At 46.1% G+C, this 15,808-nt stretch carries 12 protein-coding genes; all 12 read right to left on the minus strand.

The window, feature by feature from the left end:
- Positions 1-34 precede the first annotated feature (34 nt).
- A complete protein-coding gene (locus tag IV71_RS06120; protein WP_056995039.1) occupies positions 35-469 on the minus strand; it encodes a JAB domain-containing protein in 435 nt (144 codons plus the stop codon).
- Positions 470-526: 57 nt separating this feature from the next.
- Entirely contained in the window at positions 527-1,948 is a 1,422-nt protein-coding gene (locus IV71_RS06125) for an MFS transporter (protein WP_010692099.1), read from the minus strand.
- Positions 1,915-3,138: a bifunctional folylpolyglutamate synthase/dihydrofolate synthase gene (locus tag IV71_RS06130; RefSeq protein ID WP_010692100.1), complete on the minus strand. Its 1,224-nt coding sequence runs from the start codon at positions 3,136-3,138 to the stop codon at positions 1,915-1,917. Before IV71_RS06130 ends, IV71_RS06125 begins: the two co-directional genes overlap by 34 nt.
- A 92-nt stretch (positions 3,139-3,230) precedes the next feature.
- A complete protein-coding gene (gene cshA, locus IV71_RS06135) occupies positions 3,231-4,793 on the minus strand; it encodes a degradosome RNA helicase CshA (protein ID WP_029489936.1) in 1,563 nt (520 codons plus the stop codon).
- A 131-nt stretch (positions 4,794-4,924) separates the two neighbouring features.
- Positions 4,925-6,085, minus strand: a complete 1,161-nt coding sequence (locus tag IV71_RS06140; protein ID WP_010692102.1) for a serine hydrolase domain-containing protein — start codon at positions 6,083-6,085, stop codon at positions 4,925-4,927.
- A gap of 7 nt (positions 6,086-6,092) precedes the next feature.
- Positions 6,093-7,430 (minus strand): UDP-N-acetylmuramoyl-tripeptide--D-alanyl-D-alanine ligase, encoded by a 1,338-nt coding sequence (locus IV71_RS06145; protein WP_056995040.1) that lies wholly within the window; start codon positions 7,428-7,430, stop codon positions 6,093-6,095.
- Between the two features lie 88 nt (positions 7,431-7,518).
- On the minus strand, positions 7,519-8,907 hold the full coding sequence (gene rlmD, locus IV71_RS06150; RefSeq protein ID WP_010692104.1) for a 23S rRNA (uracil(1939)-C(5))-methyltransferase RlmD: 1,389 nt from the start codon (positions 8,905-8,907) through the stop codon (positions 7,519-7,521).
- An 81-nt stretch (positions 8,908-8,988) separates the two neighbouring features.
- Positions 8,989-9,252, minus strand: coding sequence for a type B 50S ribosomal protein L31 (locus IV71_RS06155; protein ID WP_010692105.1), 264 nt, complete (start codon positions 9,250-9,252; stop codon positions 8,989-8,991).
- Positions 9,253-9,342: 90 nt separating this feature from the next.
- Positions 9,343-10,629: a UDP-N-acetylglucosamine 1-carboxyvinyltransferase gene (locus IV71_RS06160; RefSeq protein WP_010692106.1), complete on the minus strand. Its 1,287-nt coding sequence runs from the start codon at positions 10,627-10,629 to the stop codon at positions 9,343-9,345.
- Positions 10,630-10,698: 69 nt separating this feature from the next.
- Positions 10,699-13,158, minus strand: coding sequence for a phenylalanine--tRNA ligase subunit beta (pheT, locus tag IV71_RS06165; RefSeq protein WP_010692107.1), 2,460 nt, complete (start codon positions 13,156-13,158; stop codon positions 10,699-10,701).
- Positions 13,159-13,160: 2 nt separating this feature from the next.
- On the minus strand, positions 13,161-14,210 hold the full coding sequence (gene pheS / locus IV71_RS06170; RefSeq protein WP_010692108.1) for a phenylalanine--tRNA ligase subunit alpha: 1,050 nt from the start codon (positions 14,208-14,210) through the stop codon (positions 13,161-13,163).
- Positions 14,211-14,841: 631 nt separating this feature from the next.
- Entirely contained in the window at positions 14,842-15,774 is a 933-nt protein-coding gene (locus IV71_RS06180; RefSeq protein ID WP_010692110.1) for a phosphoglycerate dehydrogenase, read from the minus strand.
- Between the last annotated feature and the right edge of the window lie 34 nt (positions 15,775-15,808).

Genomic DNA, 15,808 nt, shown 5'->3' on the forward strand with positions numbered 1-15,808 from the left:
CTATGAATCGAACCTAGTGATGTAAAAAAAGTGTCTAACTTATTGACATACGAGCATTCGCCTTCAACGCCCGTTGAAAAATTTCACGTGGTGAAGCCGACACCTCCGTTAAAGTCCCGACAAAAACAACCTCCCAACCGATAAGATCGAGCTGCGTGTTTAATAAAGCGAGACAGACCTGTTCCTGATTTGAACTTCCCAATTCTGATTGAGCAAAACGTCCGAAGCTCTCTGAGTGCCTGGCTGAAATTAGACTTTGTCGAACGTCACCTGCCATCTTACGACCAGCATTTAAAGCGTGTAAAAGCGCTCGATTGATGCGTGGGTTTTCGGCGATAAAACGTTCCTTTGTCTCCTGGTCCAATTCGAAAAAGTCATAGCCAGAAGGAAAATAAAGATTAAACACCGCCATCGCATGTACAGCATCTTCGCCAAGTGATTCATAAAACGAAAAAACCTGATTCTTCATAACTACTCTCCTTACTGAGTAATACGAAAAAACAGGTTTTTTATATTGATGACCGATTTACTTTGTTAATTCAATTTCTTCGTTTGCATTGTTAGCATGGGGATTCGTCATCTTCATGACACGCATTGACATCCACGCCGCAATAACAACAAGGATAAAGTCCATGATGTAGGTAATCCGCATGCCAACCGCTGTTCCATGTGCCATGTTCGTTGCTTTGTTTTGGAAAACAGAAACAATCGAAGCAGCCAAAGCAATTCCAACGGCAGCAGAATAATTATTCACGGCCGCAAAAATGGAGTTTCCAGCATTATGGTAGACACGGTCCATGTTTGAAATGGCATTGGTCATGTTGTTTCCGTTCCAGAAACCAACACCAAGTTGCATGAGAATAAAGCCAACCGTTGCCGTAAGTAATGTAAAGGGCAAGACCGCCATAAAGAGCACACCAAAGAAGATTAAGCCAAGCCCAATGTTGTTAGGGAGGCGGGCACCGTAGCGGTCATACAAGTTACCGGAAATAACCGCCATGAAGGCTAAGCCCAAAGCCCCTGGGAAGAGGGCCAGACCAGCAACAGAGGAATTCTGGTGCAGAATTAATTGCAAGCCCATTGGAATAGCATAGTTAAAAGTCAAATTGACCATTTGTAACATGAATGCTGAGAAGACAGCCAGTCGGAACATTGGCTTTGCAAACATTGATGGGGCCAAAAGCGGTTCTTTTTCGTTTCGAGCATAGAAATAGTAACCGACAATTCCAAAAATAAAGGCGGCTAACGCTAGCATACTTGGTAAGTTAAAGAGTCCGTCTGCCGAAAAACGATCAATGGTGATTAGACCACCAACGAAGAAGGCGGATAAGAGCAACCAGCCAACCAAGTCAAAACGGACTTTTTTAGTTGGGACAGTCTGTTGAATCGTCGCCCACCCAAGAATCAAGGCAATCAACTGTAGTGGAATCACCACCCAAAAAATCATGTGCCATCCGAAGGCGTCCGTCAAGAAACCGCCAAAAGCAGGGCCTAATGCTGGGGAAAAGGAAACGATCAATGACGCTAAGCCGACCATCGTTCCGCGCCGGTTAACCGGCACTTGTTCGAAAATGACATTATTCATCAGTGGCAAGCCAACGCCGGCCCCAACACCTTGAAGCAGACGTCCAAAAAGGATTAATGGAAATTGATTTGAAACGGCATCGATAAAGATTCCAATTAAGGAAATAATTCCAGCAGCCATAAACTGCGAGCGATTTTTAAAACGATCTTTTAGCCATGAGGACATGATGATCACCATCGACGTTAACAAGATAACCCCAGATGTCAACCACTGAACGGTGGCTGAATCAACATGAAGATTCGCCATCAAAACCGGAAAAGACACGTTCAGTGCCGTTTCCAACATAATATCGGTAAAGGCAATCAACGCAATGGCTAAAATACTTAAAATTAACTTTGGGCTGAGTACTTTTTCTTCTGACATATTTGTCTCCTAACATCTGCAACAAAATACAAGGAACCAGTAAAGAAGACCGGCTCCCCCTTCTCTTTCGCCAACTGGATTACTTCATCAACGGAAGCAAGCGGTGGACCAAAGACTTTTTCATCATAATCAGTACAAGTCATTCCCGGTCGTCCAGGAATTCCCTGATAGTTAAATAGCCGAACGTCCAGTCGACGCTTTTCGACAATTTGGTTTAAAAAATTTCCTAGCGATTTATCAGCAAGGGCACCAATGACAAGCATCACAGGCTGGTCAAAGCGGGCATCGATGCTTCTTTGTAAAGCTTCCAAACCTGCCGGATTGTGCGCGCCATCCAAAAAGACGCCAGGCATGACCTCTTCAAAACGACCAGGTAGCTTAGCATGCATTAAACCAGTACCAAGCACTTCATCCGTTACATTTGGCCGAAATGCTCGGTAAGCTGCAACAGCAATATTGGTATTGCCCCTCTGGTAGTCGCCAGCCAATGCCGTTTTAAAAGGAACTGATTGGGCAACAATTAAAGGACTGCTCTCCCGTTGACAACACTTTTCAATCACGGTTTTGGCCACCGGATTCATATCCAATCCAACCACCGTTGGTCGGTCAGATCGAATAATACCGGCTTTCTGATACGCGATGGCCTCAACGGTGTTTCCCAACAACTTTTGGTGATCGAGCGCAACCGAAGTAATCACCGCAACAGCAGTCGTTGTGAGAAAGTTTGTCGAGTCGTAAAGACCGCCAATGCCAACTTCGATAATGGCCAAATCCAGGTCTGCTTCGGCAAAATAGCAAAACATCATCGCCGTGACCACTTCAAACTCTGTTGGTCTCAGTTGGTCATCCGATTCGTTTTCAACTTGTCGAAGGGCTACTTGAACACGTTCGTATACGGCAACTAGTGCGTCATTGGAAATGTCTTGCCCGTTAATTTGAAAGCGATCATTAAAGCGCACAATAAAAGGGGACGTAAACAAGCCAACACGCAAGCCATCAGCAATCCCGATGGCGGATAACATGTTTGCTACCGACCCCTTCCCATTCGTTCCCGTAACGTGGATGGCTGGTCCAATGTCTTTTTCAGGATGCCCGAGTGCCGATAGAAGGGCTGTCATCCGCTCTTGACTATCTTTTTTACCGACTTTTGGCCGTGAGTGTATGGCAGCCAAAACTTCATCAATCGTCATAACAGCCCTCCTTTCTAATCTATACTTTCATTATAAACACAAAAACCGTCTGATAACAGACGGTTTTAATAACTTTTATTTAAAGAAAAGCATTAACCCTTTTCACGAACGGTAAAGTCACGCTTGCGACCCTGGCCGCTTCCACGGCGTTCGCTCGAGTGGTTGTTTCCCTTGTAAGCACCATTTCCACGACGCTCACCATCGCGACGACCACGGTAGCCGCCACCATTTCCGCGACGATCGCCATCACGACGGCCACGGTAGCCACCGCCATTTCCACGACGGTTACCACCACGATAGCCGCCACGTGATCCGCCCTTACCACCCTTACGGCGTGGCAATGGACGTTCACGAGATAAGGTAACGGGTGCGTTTTGCTTTTCCAAACCAGCAACAGAAGCCAACAAACCGGCAGCCAACTGTTCAGGCGTAAACTGGCTCAACAAAGCAGATACCTGCGCTTGCATTTCACCTGGATTCGTCTTTGACATTAAGACAGCGGCTTCATCCAATGAGGCATCAATACGACCAAGACGAGCTTCCTGCAAAGTTGCGGGTTGCATTGGCGTCATGCGCTTCTTTGTCAATTCTTCAATCGCACGCAAGTAATCCATTTCATTCGGTGCAACTAACGTTACTGACGTTCCGGTAGCGCCGGCACGACCAGTACGTCCAATACGGTGCACGTATGATTCTGGATCTTGTGGAATATCAAAGTTATAAACGTGTGACACGTCCTTAACATCCAATCCACGAGCAGCCACATCAGTCGCTACCAAGAGATTGATCTCATGGGACTTAAACTGGTCCAAAACACGCGAACGCATTTGCTGAGTCAAATCACCGTGCAACCCAGCAGCGCGGTATCCACGAGCTTCCAATCCACGGGCCAATTCTTCAACACGACGCTTCGTTCGTCCGAAAACAATACCCAAATATGGCTCTTGAATATCAATCGTTCGTGTCAATGCATCGAACTTTTCTTCGTTACGGCAACGAATAAAGTATTGTTCAACCAAGTCAGTGGTCAACTGCTTGGCTTCAATTTTTACCATAACGGGATTAGTCATAAACTTTTCCCCGATACGACGAATTGAATCGGGCATCGTTGCTGAGAAGAGCAACGTCTGACGTTCCTTAGGAACTTGGGCAATAATCGCTTCGATATCGTCCAAGAAGCCCATGTTCAGCATTTCATCGGCTTCATCCAGGACCAAAGTCTGGACATGGCCCAACTTGGCCGTCTTACGATTGATGTGGTCAAGCAAACGACCGGGTGTTCCCACCAAGATTTGTGGGTGAGATTTCAAACCCTGAATCTGACGGCGAATATCCGATCCACCGAAAACAACTTGCACGTTAACGTGCTTATCTGATCCCAACTTCTTCAATTCCTCAGCCGTTTGAATGGCCAATTCACGAGTTGGTGAAATAATAACTGCTTGAATATTAGGATTATCCAAGTCAATGTGTTCCAAAATTGGCAAACCGAAGGCTGCCGTTTTACCGGTACCAGTCTGAGCCTGTCCGATAACATCTTTCCCTGCTAAAGTGAGCGGGATTGTTTTTTCTTGAATAGGGGTTGCTTCCACATAACCGTGGGCAGCAATGGACTGCAAAATGGCTTTTGACAAGCCGAGTTCTTCAAACTTCAAAATTTTCTCCTTTGAAAGCACGAAAGCGCGCTTTAAGACCAATTGGTCTACTTCTATAGTAACGCGCTTCCTGCGCGTTTGAAAGGCCAAGCAGTTTATAGTCTAACTGGACTGACTAATATGACACCGTTTTATGGTGCTTCTTTTCCGGTCAATTGACTAAAGGCCTCCTGCCCAACTTTCTGGAATGAGTGTTCCTTGTCGTATTGATTAGAAAGTAAAATGACCGCGTCTTTACCCTGGTTAGAGACCACAACATTTGACTCATAGCCTGAGAAAATGCCGTGTCCCTCATAAACAGAGCCATAACCATAAAGACCAGAAGCATAGTGCGCTGGCAAGTGTTGCACCAACAAATCCTGATGGTTTTTAGTCAGTTTATTGGTGAAAAACAACCGGTATAGTTGGTAAAGCTGTCCAGTCGTCATGGCAACGTTGCCAGTGCCCGTTTCACGTTGGTATTCAACCGTTGTCACATCCCGCTCACTGTCTGTCCCAACCTGGTAAGCGTTGGCTAGGTTAGCCGCTTGCTTGAAAGCCGGATAATACGAAATGCCCAACTTTGCATTATGATTAAAGGTTTGCTGACAAAGTTCTTGATAGCTTTTGCCAGTGACTTTCATCAAAATTCCCGCCAATAAACGGTAATTAATTGGCTGATAAGACCAGCCATCACCAGTACCGATGACACCCCCAGAGCTTTCGGCATTAGCCGCCGAAAAATCGACATTGGCCATGTCATTCGAATATTCTTCCGGTTGCTTGCTCTGCTTTAAGCCAGAGGTCATGGTTAGTAAGTCTCGAATGGTAATTTGATCAGCATTGGGTACGTTTGGATAGTAATCGGATAACTTACTGTCATATGATAACTTACCCGCATCAACACTTTGCCCAACCAAAATAGCCGTCAAAATTTTAGCCGTCGATGCGATTGGAAAAGTCGTTTTTGGGTTATTCGAACGATTTTTCTGAACGTTTGCCTTGCCATACCCTTCATGAAGCAAGACCTTTCCGTTCTTTACGACCAGCGCCGTTCCAGAAAAATGGTTATCCTCTAAAGCTTGATTGAGCTTCTTGGCGACTTTCCCATCGGCCGCCACCGTCTTATCAAGATTAGGTTCGGAAGAAGCGGAAACATCCTTTGCTTCTCGATGCTGGCCATGGGATTGTGAAGCAACGGTCACCGTTCCAAAACCAACAATCGCTATTCCAAATAAAAGGAAATAAAGCGATGGGCGTTTTACCCAACGAACTTTTACTTTAGCTGGAAAAAGATCCGTACGCTTAAGCATCCACTTCCTACTTTCCGGACAAAGCCGTCACAACTTCTTGAAGATGAATACCGTGCGAGGCCTTCAAGAAAATAAGATCGTTGCCGGTCAGCTTTTCCTTCAAATCTGCTGCTAATTGTGGTAATTCATCTTGCTGATAAGTCTTAATCAGTAAGTTTTGGTCAATTTTTTTAAGCGCTGGCGCTAAATAATCAACCATCAATGGGCCAACTAAATTAACCTGCTTTGGCTTTGCAGCGATAACGGCTGCAGCCAATCCAGCGTGTAATGATGGTCCCTTCTCGCCAAGTTCGAGCATATCGCCGAGAACGAGCACGAGGTTTTCTGCCCCATCGTTGGCTAAAGTGGCGAGGACTTCTTTTGTTGCCGTTGGATTGGCGTTATACACGTCGGAAATAATCCGCTCACCATTCTTCCCCGTCAACAACTCCGTCCGGTTCTTCGTTAAATCAAAATGTGCCAAAGCACTTGCCATGGTATTCATGTCAAGACCGAGTGTCCGACCTACCATAATCGCTGCTTCTGCATTCTTAACATTATAACGGCCTAGCATGGGAATTGCAAACCGCTCCCCGTTCTCGGTCCAGACCGTTTGAGTTAGACTTTCAGAAACATCGTTTGGCACGGGGCCAAACATTTCGGTGTTTTCAGGCAAACCAGGCGCCTCAGTCAATAATGGTTCATCGGCCGGGATGAGGAAGATTCCTCCTTTTTTCAGCCCCTGCGTGATTTCTAACTTTGCTTTAGCAATGTTCGCCCTTGTCTTGAAGAACTCTAAATGTGCTTCCCCAATCATCGTAATGACTGCAATATCCGGCTGTGCCAAATTAGACAACTCGGTTAATTGACCGGGTCGGTCCATTCCCATTTCAAGCACCAACACTTCGGTATTTTCTGGCATTGATAGAATGGTTACCGGTAGGCCAATCTCATTATTAAAATTAGCTGGTGTCTTAAAGGTCTGATATTTTTTGGCTAAAATTGCCGCAGTCATGTCCTTCGTGGTAGTCTTCCCATTGGATCCAGTGATGGCAACGACTTTTGGCTGCACTTGCTTCAAATAAAACTGGCTCAGCTGTTGCAACCCACGCAAAGTGTCAGGCACCACAACTGCGGGTACATCACCCGCTAACACATGCCCTTCTGCTGCTAATACTGCGCTGGCCCCTTTGTCCATCGCCATTTGAATGTAATCATGGCCATCGTTTTCGCCAACCAATGCAACAAACAGGTCCCCTGGTTGAACCTTGCGTGAATCAAAGGAAACCCCTGTCACTGAGACTGTTTCCGTTCCCTGTATGATTCCCAGTGTTGCTCTTTTGACATCTGCTAATGTAAGTTTCATGTAAAAGTCCTTTTAATTCAGAAAAATTTCAAATCATTATCGTGCTTGTACAAACAATCAACCAATTTAAGTAACATCTGAGATTATTCTACCCTTTTTTCTTCAGCACCGTCACTGTTTCAATGTGAGCCGTTTGCGGGAATTGATCGACAGGAACAATTGGCCCGGCAATTTCGTAGCCGACTTTTTTAAAGAGAGCACAATCGCGAGCAGCCGTCACGGGATTACAAGAAACGTAGACCACCCGGTCAGGTTCCATGCTAGCCGTTTTCTCAATGAGTTCAGGTGTTAAACCACGTCGGGGTGGATCGACGAAGACCACGTCGGGGTGCACCCCTGCTTCCTGCCATTCGACAAACTGTTCAGGAGCATCCTTCAAAATGTAAGTTGCGTTTGTAATCCCATTGAGGGCCAAATTTTTTTGAGCATCGGCAACCGCGCCAGGGACGACTTCAACGCCAATCACCTGCTTTACGCGATCAGCCACCGACATCCCGATTGTTCCAATTCCAGCATACGCATCAACAACCAAGTCCGTTGACTTAAGCTTAGCCAAATCAGCTGCTGTCTGGTAAAGCTTTTCCGTCATCACTGGATTAACTTGGTAAAAGGAGTTGGGACCAATCAGGAAACGCTTGCCAAGCAAAGTGTCCTCAATTTGGTCTTTTCCGTAAAGCGTCTCGTTATCTGCTGATAACTGAACGTAATCTTTTTTGGGCGCCTTATTCAAAATCAAGGAGGTGAGATCCGGCAATTCGGACACGATTGCCCGAACTACCTCTTCCTGCTTGGGCAAAGTCGGCTCATTCGATACTAAGATAACCATCAACTCTTTCGAATAGTAGCCACGGCGGACCATGATGTAACGGATTGCCCCCTGCCCTGTATCTGGATCATAGGCCGAAATGTCCAATTTCTCCAAAAGGTTGCGAACAACGACGATTACTTCGTCCAGACGACGGTCGTTAACAAAGTAGTCCACCATGGGTACTAACTGGTGCGTTCCCCGTTGGTAAAAACCGGATTGTAACTGACCGCCTTGCCACTTAACTGGCACCACCGTCTTATTCCGGTAATAGGATGGTACTTGTTCGTCCATCGTGACAGCTTCAGCAACTTGAACAGTCAAGCCAGCGGCAGCAAAGTTATCTTTGACCAACGATTGCTTCCATTTTTTTTGAGCAGGGTAAGCCCAATTCACGAGCGGTGCTGTCCCAGCCTCCAGAAGATAATCCCGCTTCGCGTCAATGCGCTCAGGATTAGCTTTCAAAACGTTTTTCAAAGCACCGTATGCCGACAGCTTATCCACTTGAATAATCTGGACGTCCACCACTTCCCCTAACATCGTATTGGCGATGTAGACCGGGTAAGTTTTGGCATCGTTAGCCCAGGCGAGTCCCATCCCATTTTGTCGAATCCGATCAATTGTTAAGGTAACCGTTTCATTCAATTTTACAGGTGGCGTTGTCTTAGCCATGGTGACTCCTTTTAATGGATGTAGTAACGGACTTTGTCAAAAGAAAAAACGTCCACCAAGGTGAACGTTTTTTGAACAAACTTATTGGTCGTTGTTCTTGAAACCGAAGTTTGCGAACTTCTTGTTAAACTTGTCAACGGCACCATCAGCCTGAGTAAACTTCTGCTTACCAGTGTAGAATGGGTGTGAGTCTGACGTGATGTCCATACGTACTGATGGATATTCTTGACCGTCAAATTCAGCAGTTGTATCAGTTTCAACAGTTGAAGCTGACAAGAACTTCTTACCAGTTGCGGCATCGATGAAGACAACTGGACGGTAATTTGGATGGATATCTGCTTTCATGAATAATCTCCTTAGCGCCCTGACTAATCATAGCCAGAGTCAGTTATTAACTGTATAAGTGTAGCATGCCTCGGTTATTTTGACAAGAACTTATGGCATCAAATTAATCAAATCAACCCCTTCAATTTTGAGGTCAACACCAAGACCACGGAGCTTTTCGGCAATCCGGTCATAGCCACGTAAAATATGCGAAGCGTTATCAATCACTGTCTGCCCATCGGCCATCACGGCCGCAATCACCAAAGCAGCCCCTGCTCGAATCTCGGCCGCTTCCACAGTCGTCCCAACGAGTCGTTCTGAATGGTTAACCTTAATTTCCCCAGGATTGAGAGAAGAGACATCAGCCCCCATCCGGCGCAATTCGGCAATGTGACGAATCCGCTTTGGATAAATCGTTTCAATGATGGTCGATTCACCTTCTGCCAAGAACAACAATGGTGTGATTGGCTGTTGCAAATCAGTTGCGAAACCAGGATATGGCATGGTTTTAATCGATACAGGCTTCAAATTACGAGAAGGACCAATGTAAATCGATTCATCACCAATTTGCATATCAACGCCCATCTCCATCAATTTTGATGTGTAAGATTCCAAGTGCTCAGGAATCACGTTTTGAATCGTGACCCCGTCCCCAAAGGCTGCAGCCAAAGACATATAAGTTCCAGCTTCAATTCGATCTGGAATAACCGAATGTGTATTCTGAGCCTTCAACGTATCGACCCCAGTAATCCGAATCGTATCCGTTCCTGCCCCACGAATATTAGCGCCCATGTTATTCAAGAAAGTCGCAATATCGATAATCTCAGGCTCCTTGGCCACGTTTTCGATAATTGTTTGTCCTTCAGCACGTACGGCGGCCAAGATGATGTTAATTGTTGCCCCAACGGAAACCGTATCGAGGGCAATCCGGGCACCCTTCAAACCGTTTTCCGTTGCATCGATGTGAATCACATCGTTTTCTTCTGTCACCTTGGCACCAAGGGCCTCAAAGCCCTTGATGTGCTGATCAATTGGACGGGAGCCCAAGTTATCACCACCAGGAAAAGTCACCGTTGCTCGACCAAAGCGACCCAGCAAGGCCCCCATGAAGTAATACGAAGCACGCAAGGACTTAATCGCGGTTGCTGGTAAGGGAGCTTCTCGAATGGTGGTTGGATCAATCGACAAATCGCCATCATGAAAATTCGAATGAACGTTCATGGCCGCCAAAATGTATTGTAAGTTCTTAACGTCCAAAATCTGTGGTACGTTGTCAAAGTTCACTGGCGTATCTGCCAAGATAGCGGCTGGAATCAGCGCTACCGTTGAGTTTTTGGCACCACCGATGGTCACTTGACCAGCGACTTTGTGGCCACCATTAATAATAATTTTTGCCATAGGGCGAATCCTACTTAACTATCGTTTTACCCCAATTATACGGGCTTTTCTTTCTACTGACAATTGCAATTAACGAATTTCAGCACCAAGCTGCTTAGCCAGGGCCTCCGTGACCTTAGCAAAGTCCATTGTTACCTTTTCTTCGACCAACGTGTCGTGCTGGTCCTGATACGTTAATTGGTAAGCTAATGACTTTTTACCATCTGGTGTTCCCTGACCCTTATAGAGATCAAAGAAAGAAACGTCCTTCAAATACTGTCCAGCGCTCTCCCAAATAACGTCTAAGACCTCTTGGTTGGTAATCTGGTCATCCAGTAAGATGGCCAAATCTCGCGTGATTTGTGGGTAACGGGAAATTGGTTGGTAAGTAACCTCACGCTTTGATAAGAGAATAATTTCTTCGAGATTTAATTCAAAGGCAAAGATAACCGGCAACTTTTGCTTCGCCACAAACTCAGGATGAACTTGTCCAAGATAACCAATGTAAATGTCACCGGCATAAACATCAGCCGTTTGTCCTGGGTGCATGTTGGCGTGTGCCTTCGACTGCTTAAAGGTTACCTGATCCACTCCGATGTTTTCAAGATAAGTTTCAACACGGCCCTTTAGCGCATAAAAATCAACTTCTTCTTCCTTTTCACCGGTTTCCCAAGTTGATTCAGCCAGTGAACCGACCAAAACGGCGGCAATGTGCTCTTCTTCAACCGGCTGCTTGGCCGCATTGTCATTTAAGAAAATACGTCCTTGCTCATAGAGCGCAATGTTCTTGACGGAGCGGGCCACGTTATAAGCCACATCGTCAATTAAGCCAGAAATCAAATTTTGACGGGCAACCGTTCGGTCAGAAGACATCGGGTAGTCCAATGCCAAGACGGGATGCTTCCCCATCATGTTAAAGGCCGTGGCCTTTTCTGGTGTCATCAAGGCATAAGAGATGGCCTGGTCAAAGCCGAGTGATTCGAAAATTCGCCGTGATGCTCGGATCTTTTTCTGACGACGTGTTAAATCACCAGCCGTTGATTGCCCATCAATCAAAGCGGTTGGTAAATTATCATAGCCATACAAACGGCCGACTTCTTCAACAAGGTCAGCTGGAATCGTCAAATCTGTTCGGCGACCAGGTACCGTTACCTTTAACCGACCATCGTTGTTTGCAACGGTCAAGTTCAACTTTTCGAGCAAATCAACAACCGTTTCATCTGACAAAGTCGTGCCTAGTACTTGATTAATGCGAGACACGGTTGTTTCAATGACCGTTTCCTCAATGTTATCAAAGCCAGCCAGTGCCTGACCCTTGGCCAGCGTGGCATCGCTAGCCTTCGCCACCGCATTGGCTGCTGATTGCAAGGCAGGTTTTGTATTAGTCAAATCAATCCCACGTTCCAAACGGAAGGACGATTCGGAACGCAACCCATGACGACGAGCGGCTTGGCGAATGAAACTTGGGTTATACTGACCGGCCACTAATAGGACGTTTTTCGTTGAATGACTCACCTTAAACATCGGATCCATCGCAATACCAGCCAATGCAATGACTTGTTCCCCAGCGACTAATACAATGTCTTTACCAGAACGAAGCGCCATGGCTTCTTCGCCATCCCCTTGTCCCAATACTTCACCTTCCTTAGCTAAGCGGACGGTAATGACTTTGTCAGCCAAGCGATCCAAATCAAAGGCGGCCAATGGCTGTCCGGTTGCCAAAAGCCAATAGTGCATGGCATCAACCACATTGTTTTCTGGCTTAATGCCAGAAGTCCACAGACGCGATTGGATAGCAAGCGGGCTTTTATCAACCGAAACGCCATTCACAACTGACAAGGCAACGCCCGTTGCAAGACCTGTTTCCCCTATCTGAACGGTTGCTTGGTCATCAGCCAAAAAGGCGGCTTCCTTAGCCCCTTTGTCCGCAACTTCTGCCACCTTTTGGCCTGTCATAGCAGCCACTTCATAAGCCATTCCACGCATCGAAAGCAAGTCAGCGCGGTTCGGCGTTAGGTCAGTATCAATCATTGGATCCTTCAGGCCAAGCACTGCCAAGGCATCATCCCCGGGATTCACGCCATCTTGTTCAGCGAAGACATGGATACCATTTTCGATTGGTTCGGGGCAAACGGCATCTGGCAAACCAATTTCTTGCAAGGCAGCAAGCATTCCGTAAGAAACTTCACCACGAAGTTTCGCTTTCTTGATCTTCACCAGCTCTCCTGACTCGCGATCAATAATGTGGGCGCCAACCGTTGCTAAAATAACCAACTGACCCTCGGAAACGTTGGGCGCTCCCGTGACAACCTGAATCTTTTCCTGCCCATCAAATACCTGAGTGATTTTTAGGTGGTCAGAATCCGGGTGGTCCTTCAACTCGTCAACACGAACAACGACCAAGCCGTCTTGCTGAGCGGCAACTTGACCGACTTCTTCAATTTCGACGGCCGTTAACTCAATTTGTTGAGCCAGGTCCAACACCGCCTGCTTGCTCAAATCCAATCCAGGCGTTAAGTATTCATTCAACCATTTTAAATTCGTCTTCATGTTTAGTTTCCTCGCTCGTTAAACTGCTCTAAGAAACGCGTGTCGTTTAAGTAGAACTGACGGATATCTTCCACCCCGTACTTCAACATAGCAAAACGATCTGGCCCAAGACCAAAAGCAAATGCCGTATATTCTTCAGGGTCAATACCATCCATCTTCAACACGTTTGGGTGGGTCATTCCAGCCCCTAAGACTTCAATCCACTTAATGTCTTCTGGCTTAGTGTCTGCCGTCACTTCGTTCCATGAAACATCCACTTCAACGGATGGTTCCGTAAAGGGGAAGTAAGAAGGGCGCAGACGGATCTGGTGCTTTTCACCAAAGAGCTCTTGCATAATGGAAAGCAAAGTTCCCTTTAAATCGGCCATGGTGATGTTCTTACCAACAACCAGCCCTTCGACTTGGTGGAACTGGTGCGAGTGGGTCGCATCGTCGGTATCACGACGGTAGACTTTCCCAGGGGCAATCATCTTCAGGGGTCCCTTTGAAAAGTCGTGCTTCTCCATCACACGCGATTGGACAGGAGAAGTCTGCGTACGCAGCAAAATTTCAGGCGTGATGTAAAAAGTATCCTGCATATCACGAGCAGGGTGATCCTTTGGCAGGTTTTCTCGTTCAAAGTTGTATTCATCCGTTTCAACTTCGGGTGAATCAACCGGGTCATCAATTATTTGATAACCGAGCCCCAAGAAGTGAGCTTCAATTTCATCCATAATTTGCTGAAGAACGTGTGGCGTTCCAATCTTTGGTTTGGCACCTGGCAGCGTCACATCCAAAGTTTCAGCAGCTAGTTTTTCCTCGAGAGCAGCAGCGGCTTGCGCAGCCTTCTTCTCTTCAATTTTTTCTTGGATGGCGGTCCGGACTTGGTTTCCCACCTGCCCGACTTCCTTCTTTTCGTCAATCGACAAGTCCTTCATGGACTTTAAAACGCCCGTAATCTTTCCTTTTTTCCCTAGAAAAGTCACACGAACTGCTTCAACATCCACGTCAGGCTTAGCCAATTCAGTTGTTGCTTCCTTCAAGAAGCCCTGTAATTCTTCAACTAATGTCATCTTCATCCCTCTTTTATTCAACAAAAAAGTCCCCTGTCATCTATCGATGCCAAGGGACGTCACGAATGCCGCGGTACCACCCAAGTTCTAGCAAAAGCTAGCGCTTTTGACCGATATCGGCGGCCGCCGTTGACGATTAAATCAAGGTTAATTCGGACTGAAATTCGAAGATTCGACTAACGGGCTTTCACTGTTCCCGCTCGCTTCGTAGTCAGCATTCCTTCTACTAGGTCCTGTATTTCTTCTTAAGTATAGCAAATTATGGAAAGAGAAACTAGGGAAGGTAAGGATTCAGTCCATCAGTTACTCATTCATGCTATTTTGTTTTTTCAAAACGCCATGATAAACTAAAATATCATCAATTATCGGAGTAGCCACTATGAAACAAGCCTTATTTTCATCACTAATTGGAACGATTGTCTTCTTCCTCGTTATCCATCTTTGGTTCCACTCTGGGAGCCTCAGAGAGGACCTGACGTCATCCATCATCTTTTTCGTCATTTTCACAGGTGTTAACTGGGTACTAAAAAAACCGAAAAAATCTTCTAAATAACAAAAAGGTCAAAACCACTTCAATCAATGGTTTTGACCTTTTTTATCTAAACTTTATTTATAAAAAGTTCTAATATTTTCAGTTCACTTGATCCTTGCTGCCCTTACCAGCCAACACATCAAGAATATTTTGAGCCGCCGTTTCGGCAATTTCCTGTTTGGCTTCGCGGGAACCACCCGCAATGTGTGGCAATACATAAGTGTTTTCCAATGAAAGCAACTCATTATCAGGTGAGATTGGCTCTTTTTCAACAACATCGAGACCCGCAGCAGCAATTTCACCAGCCTTCAATGCAATAATCAAGGCTGCTTCATCAACAACTGGTCCTCTTCCCACATTGACCAAAACAGCCGTTTGCTTCATCTTCTTAAAGGCCGTTTCACCAATCATCTTGGTTGTCTGAGGAGTTGCTGGTAACGTTGAAACAACAAAGTCCGACTGTTCAAAAATTTCGTCCAATGATGCCATGCGGCCATTTGGTACATCCTTATCGTGACGAGCGTATGCCAAAACCTTCACGCCAAATCCGGTCAATAGTTCGGCAACGGTGCGTCCAATGTGCCCAAAGCCCAAGATACCAACAACCTTGCCTGACACCTGCATACCAGGGTGAGCGGCACCATAGGCCTTGGCCTTGGCATCTGTAATTCCACGCTTATCAGTATCAAAGAGGCGACCGGCCATCAACATCAAAGTGACGGCCGTTTCGGCAACTGCTATCGCATTGGCCCCAGGTGTGTTCGTTACGACAATTCCACGTTCCTTGGCTGCTTCCAAGTCCACGTTATCATAACCAACGCCATGACGTGCAATAACCTTCAAATTAGGATAACGATCCATAATTGCACCAGTGATTGGATACGTCATGAGAAGGAACCCAACGACATCAGGGTCTCCGGAAAAATCCTTGTCAGAAGCCTGTGGATTGGAAACCACCTGATACCCCGCTTCCCCAAGTTCCTTTACAGCATGATCGTTAACACCATCAAACACCAAAATTTTCTTTGTCATGAGAACTCCTTTTACATAAGTTATAACGCAACCT

This window comes from Fructobacillus fructosus KCTC 3544 (assembly GCF_001438695.1).
Taxonomy (GTDB): domain Bacteria; phylum Bacillota; class Bacilli; order Lactobacillales; family Lactobacillaceae; genus Fructobacillus; species Fructobacillus fructosus.

Bases quoted from the DNA above. Each gene is read 5' to 3' on its own strand.
- IV71_RS06120 (WP_056995039.1), bottom strand. From the start codon at position 469: ATGAAGAATCAGGTTTTTTCGTTTTATGAATCACTTGGCGAAGATGCT.
- IV71_RS06125 (WP_010692099.1), bottom strand. From the start codon at position 1,948: ATGTCAGAAGAAAAAGTACTCAGCCCAAAGTTAATTTTAAGTATTTTA.
- IV71_RS06130 (WP_010692100.1), bottom strand. From the start codon at position 3,138: ATGACGATTGATGAAGTTTTGGCTGCCATACACTCACGGCCAAAAGTC.
- IV71_RS06140 (WP_010692102.1), bottom strand. From the start codon at position 6,085: ATGCTTAAGCGTACGGATCTTTTTCCAGCTAAAGTAAAAGTTCGTTGG.
- IV71_RS06145 (WP_056995040.1), bottom strand. From the start codon at position 7,430: ATGAAACTTACATTAGCAGATGTCAAAAGAGCAACACTGGGAATCATA.
- rlmD (WP_010692104.1), bottom strand. From the start codon at position 8,907: ATGGCTAAGACAACGCCACCTGTAAAATTGAATGAAACGGTTACCTTA.
- IV71_RS06155 (WP_010692105.1), bottom strand. From the start codon at position 9,252: ATGAAAGCAGATATCCATCCAAATTACCGTCCAGTTGTCTTCATCGAT.
- IV71_RS06160 (WP_010692106.1), bottom strand. From the start codon at position 10,629: ATGGCAAAAATTATTATTAATGGTGGCCACAAAGTCGCTGGTCAAGTG.
- pheT (WP_010692107.1), bottom strand. From the start codon at position 13,158: ATGAAGACGAATTTAAAATGGTTGAATGAATACTTAACGCCTGGATTG.
- pheS (WP_010692108.1), bottom strand. From the start codon at position 14,210: ATGACATTAGTTGAAGAATTACAGGGCTTCTTGAAGGAAGCAACAACT.
- IV71_RS06180 (WP_010692110.1), bottom strand. From the start codon at position 15,774: ATGACAAAGAAAATTTTGGTGTTTGATGGTGTTAACGATCATGCTGTA.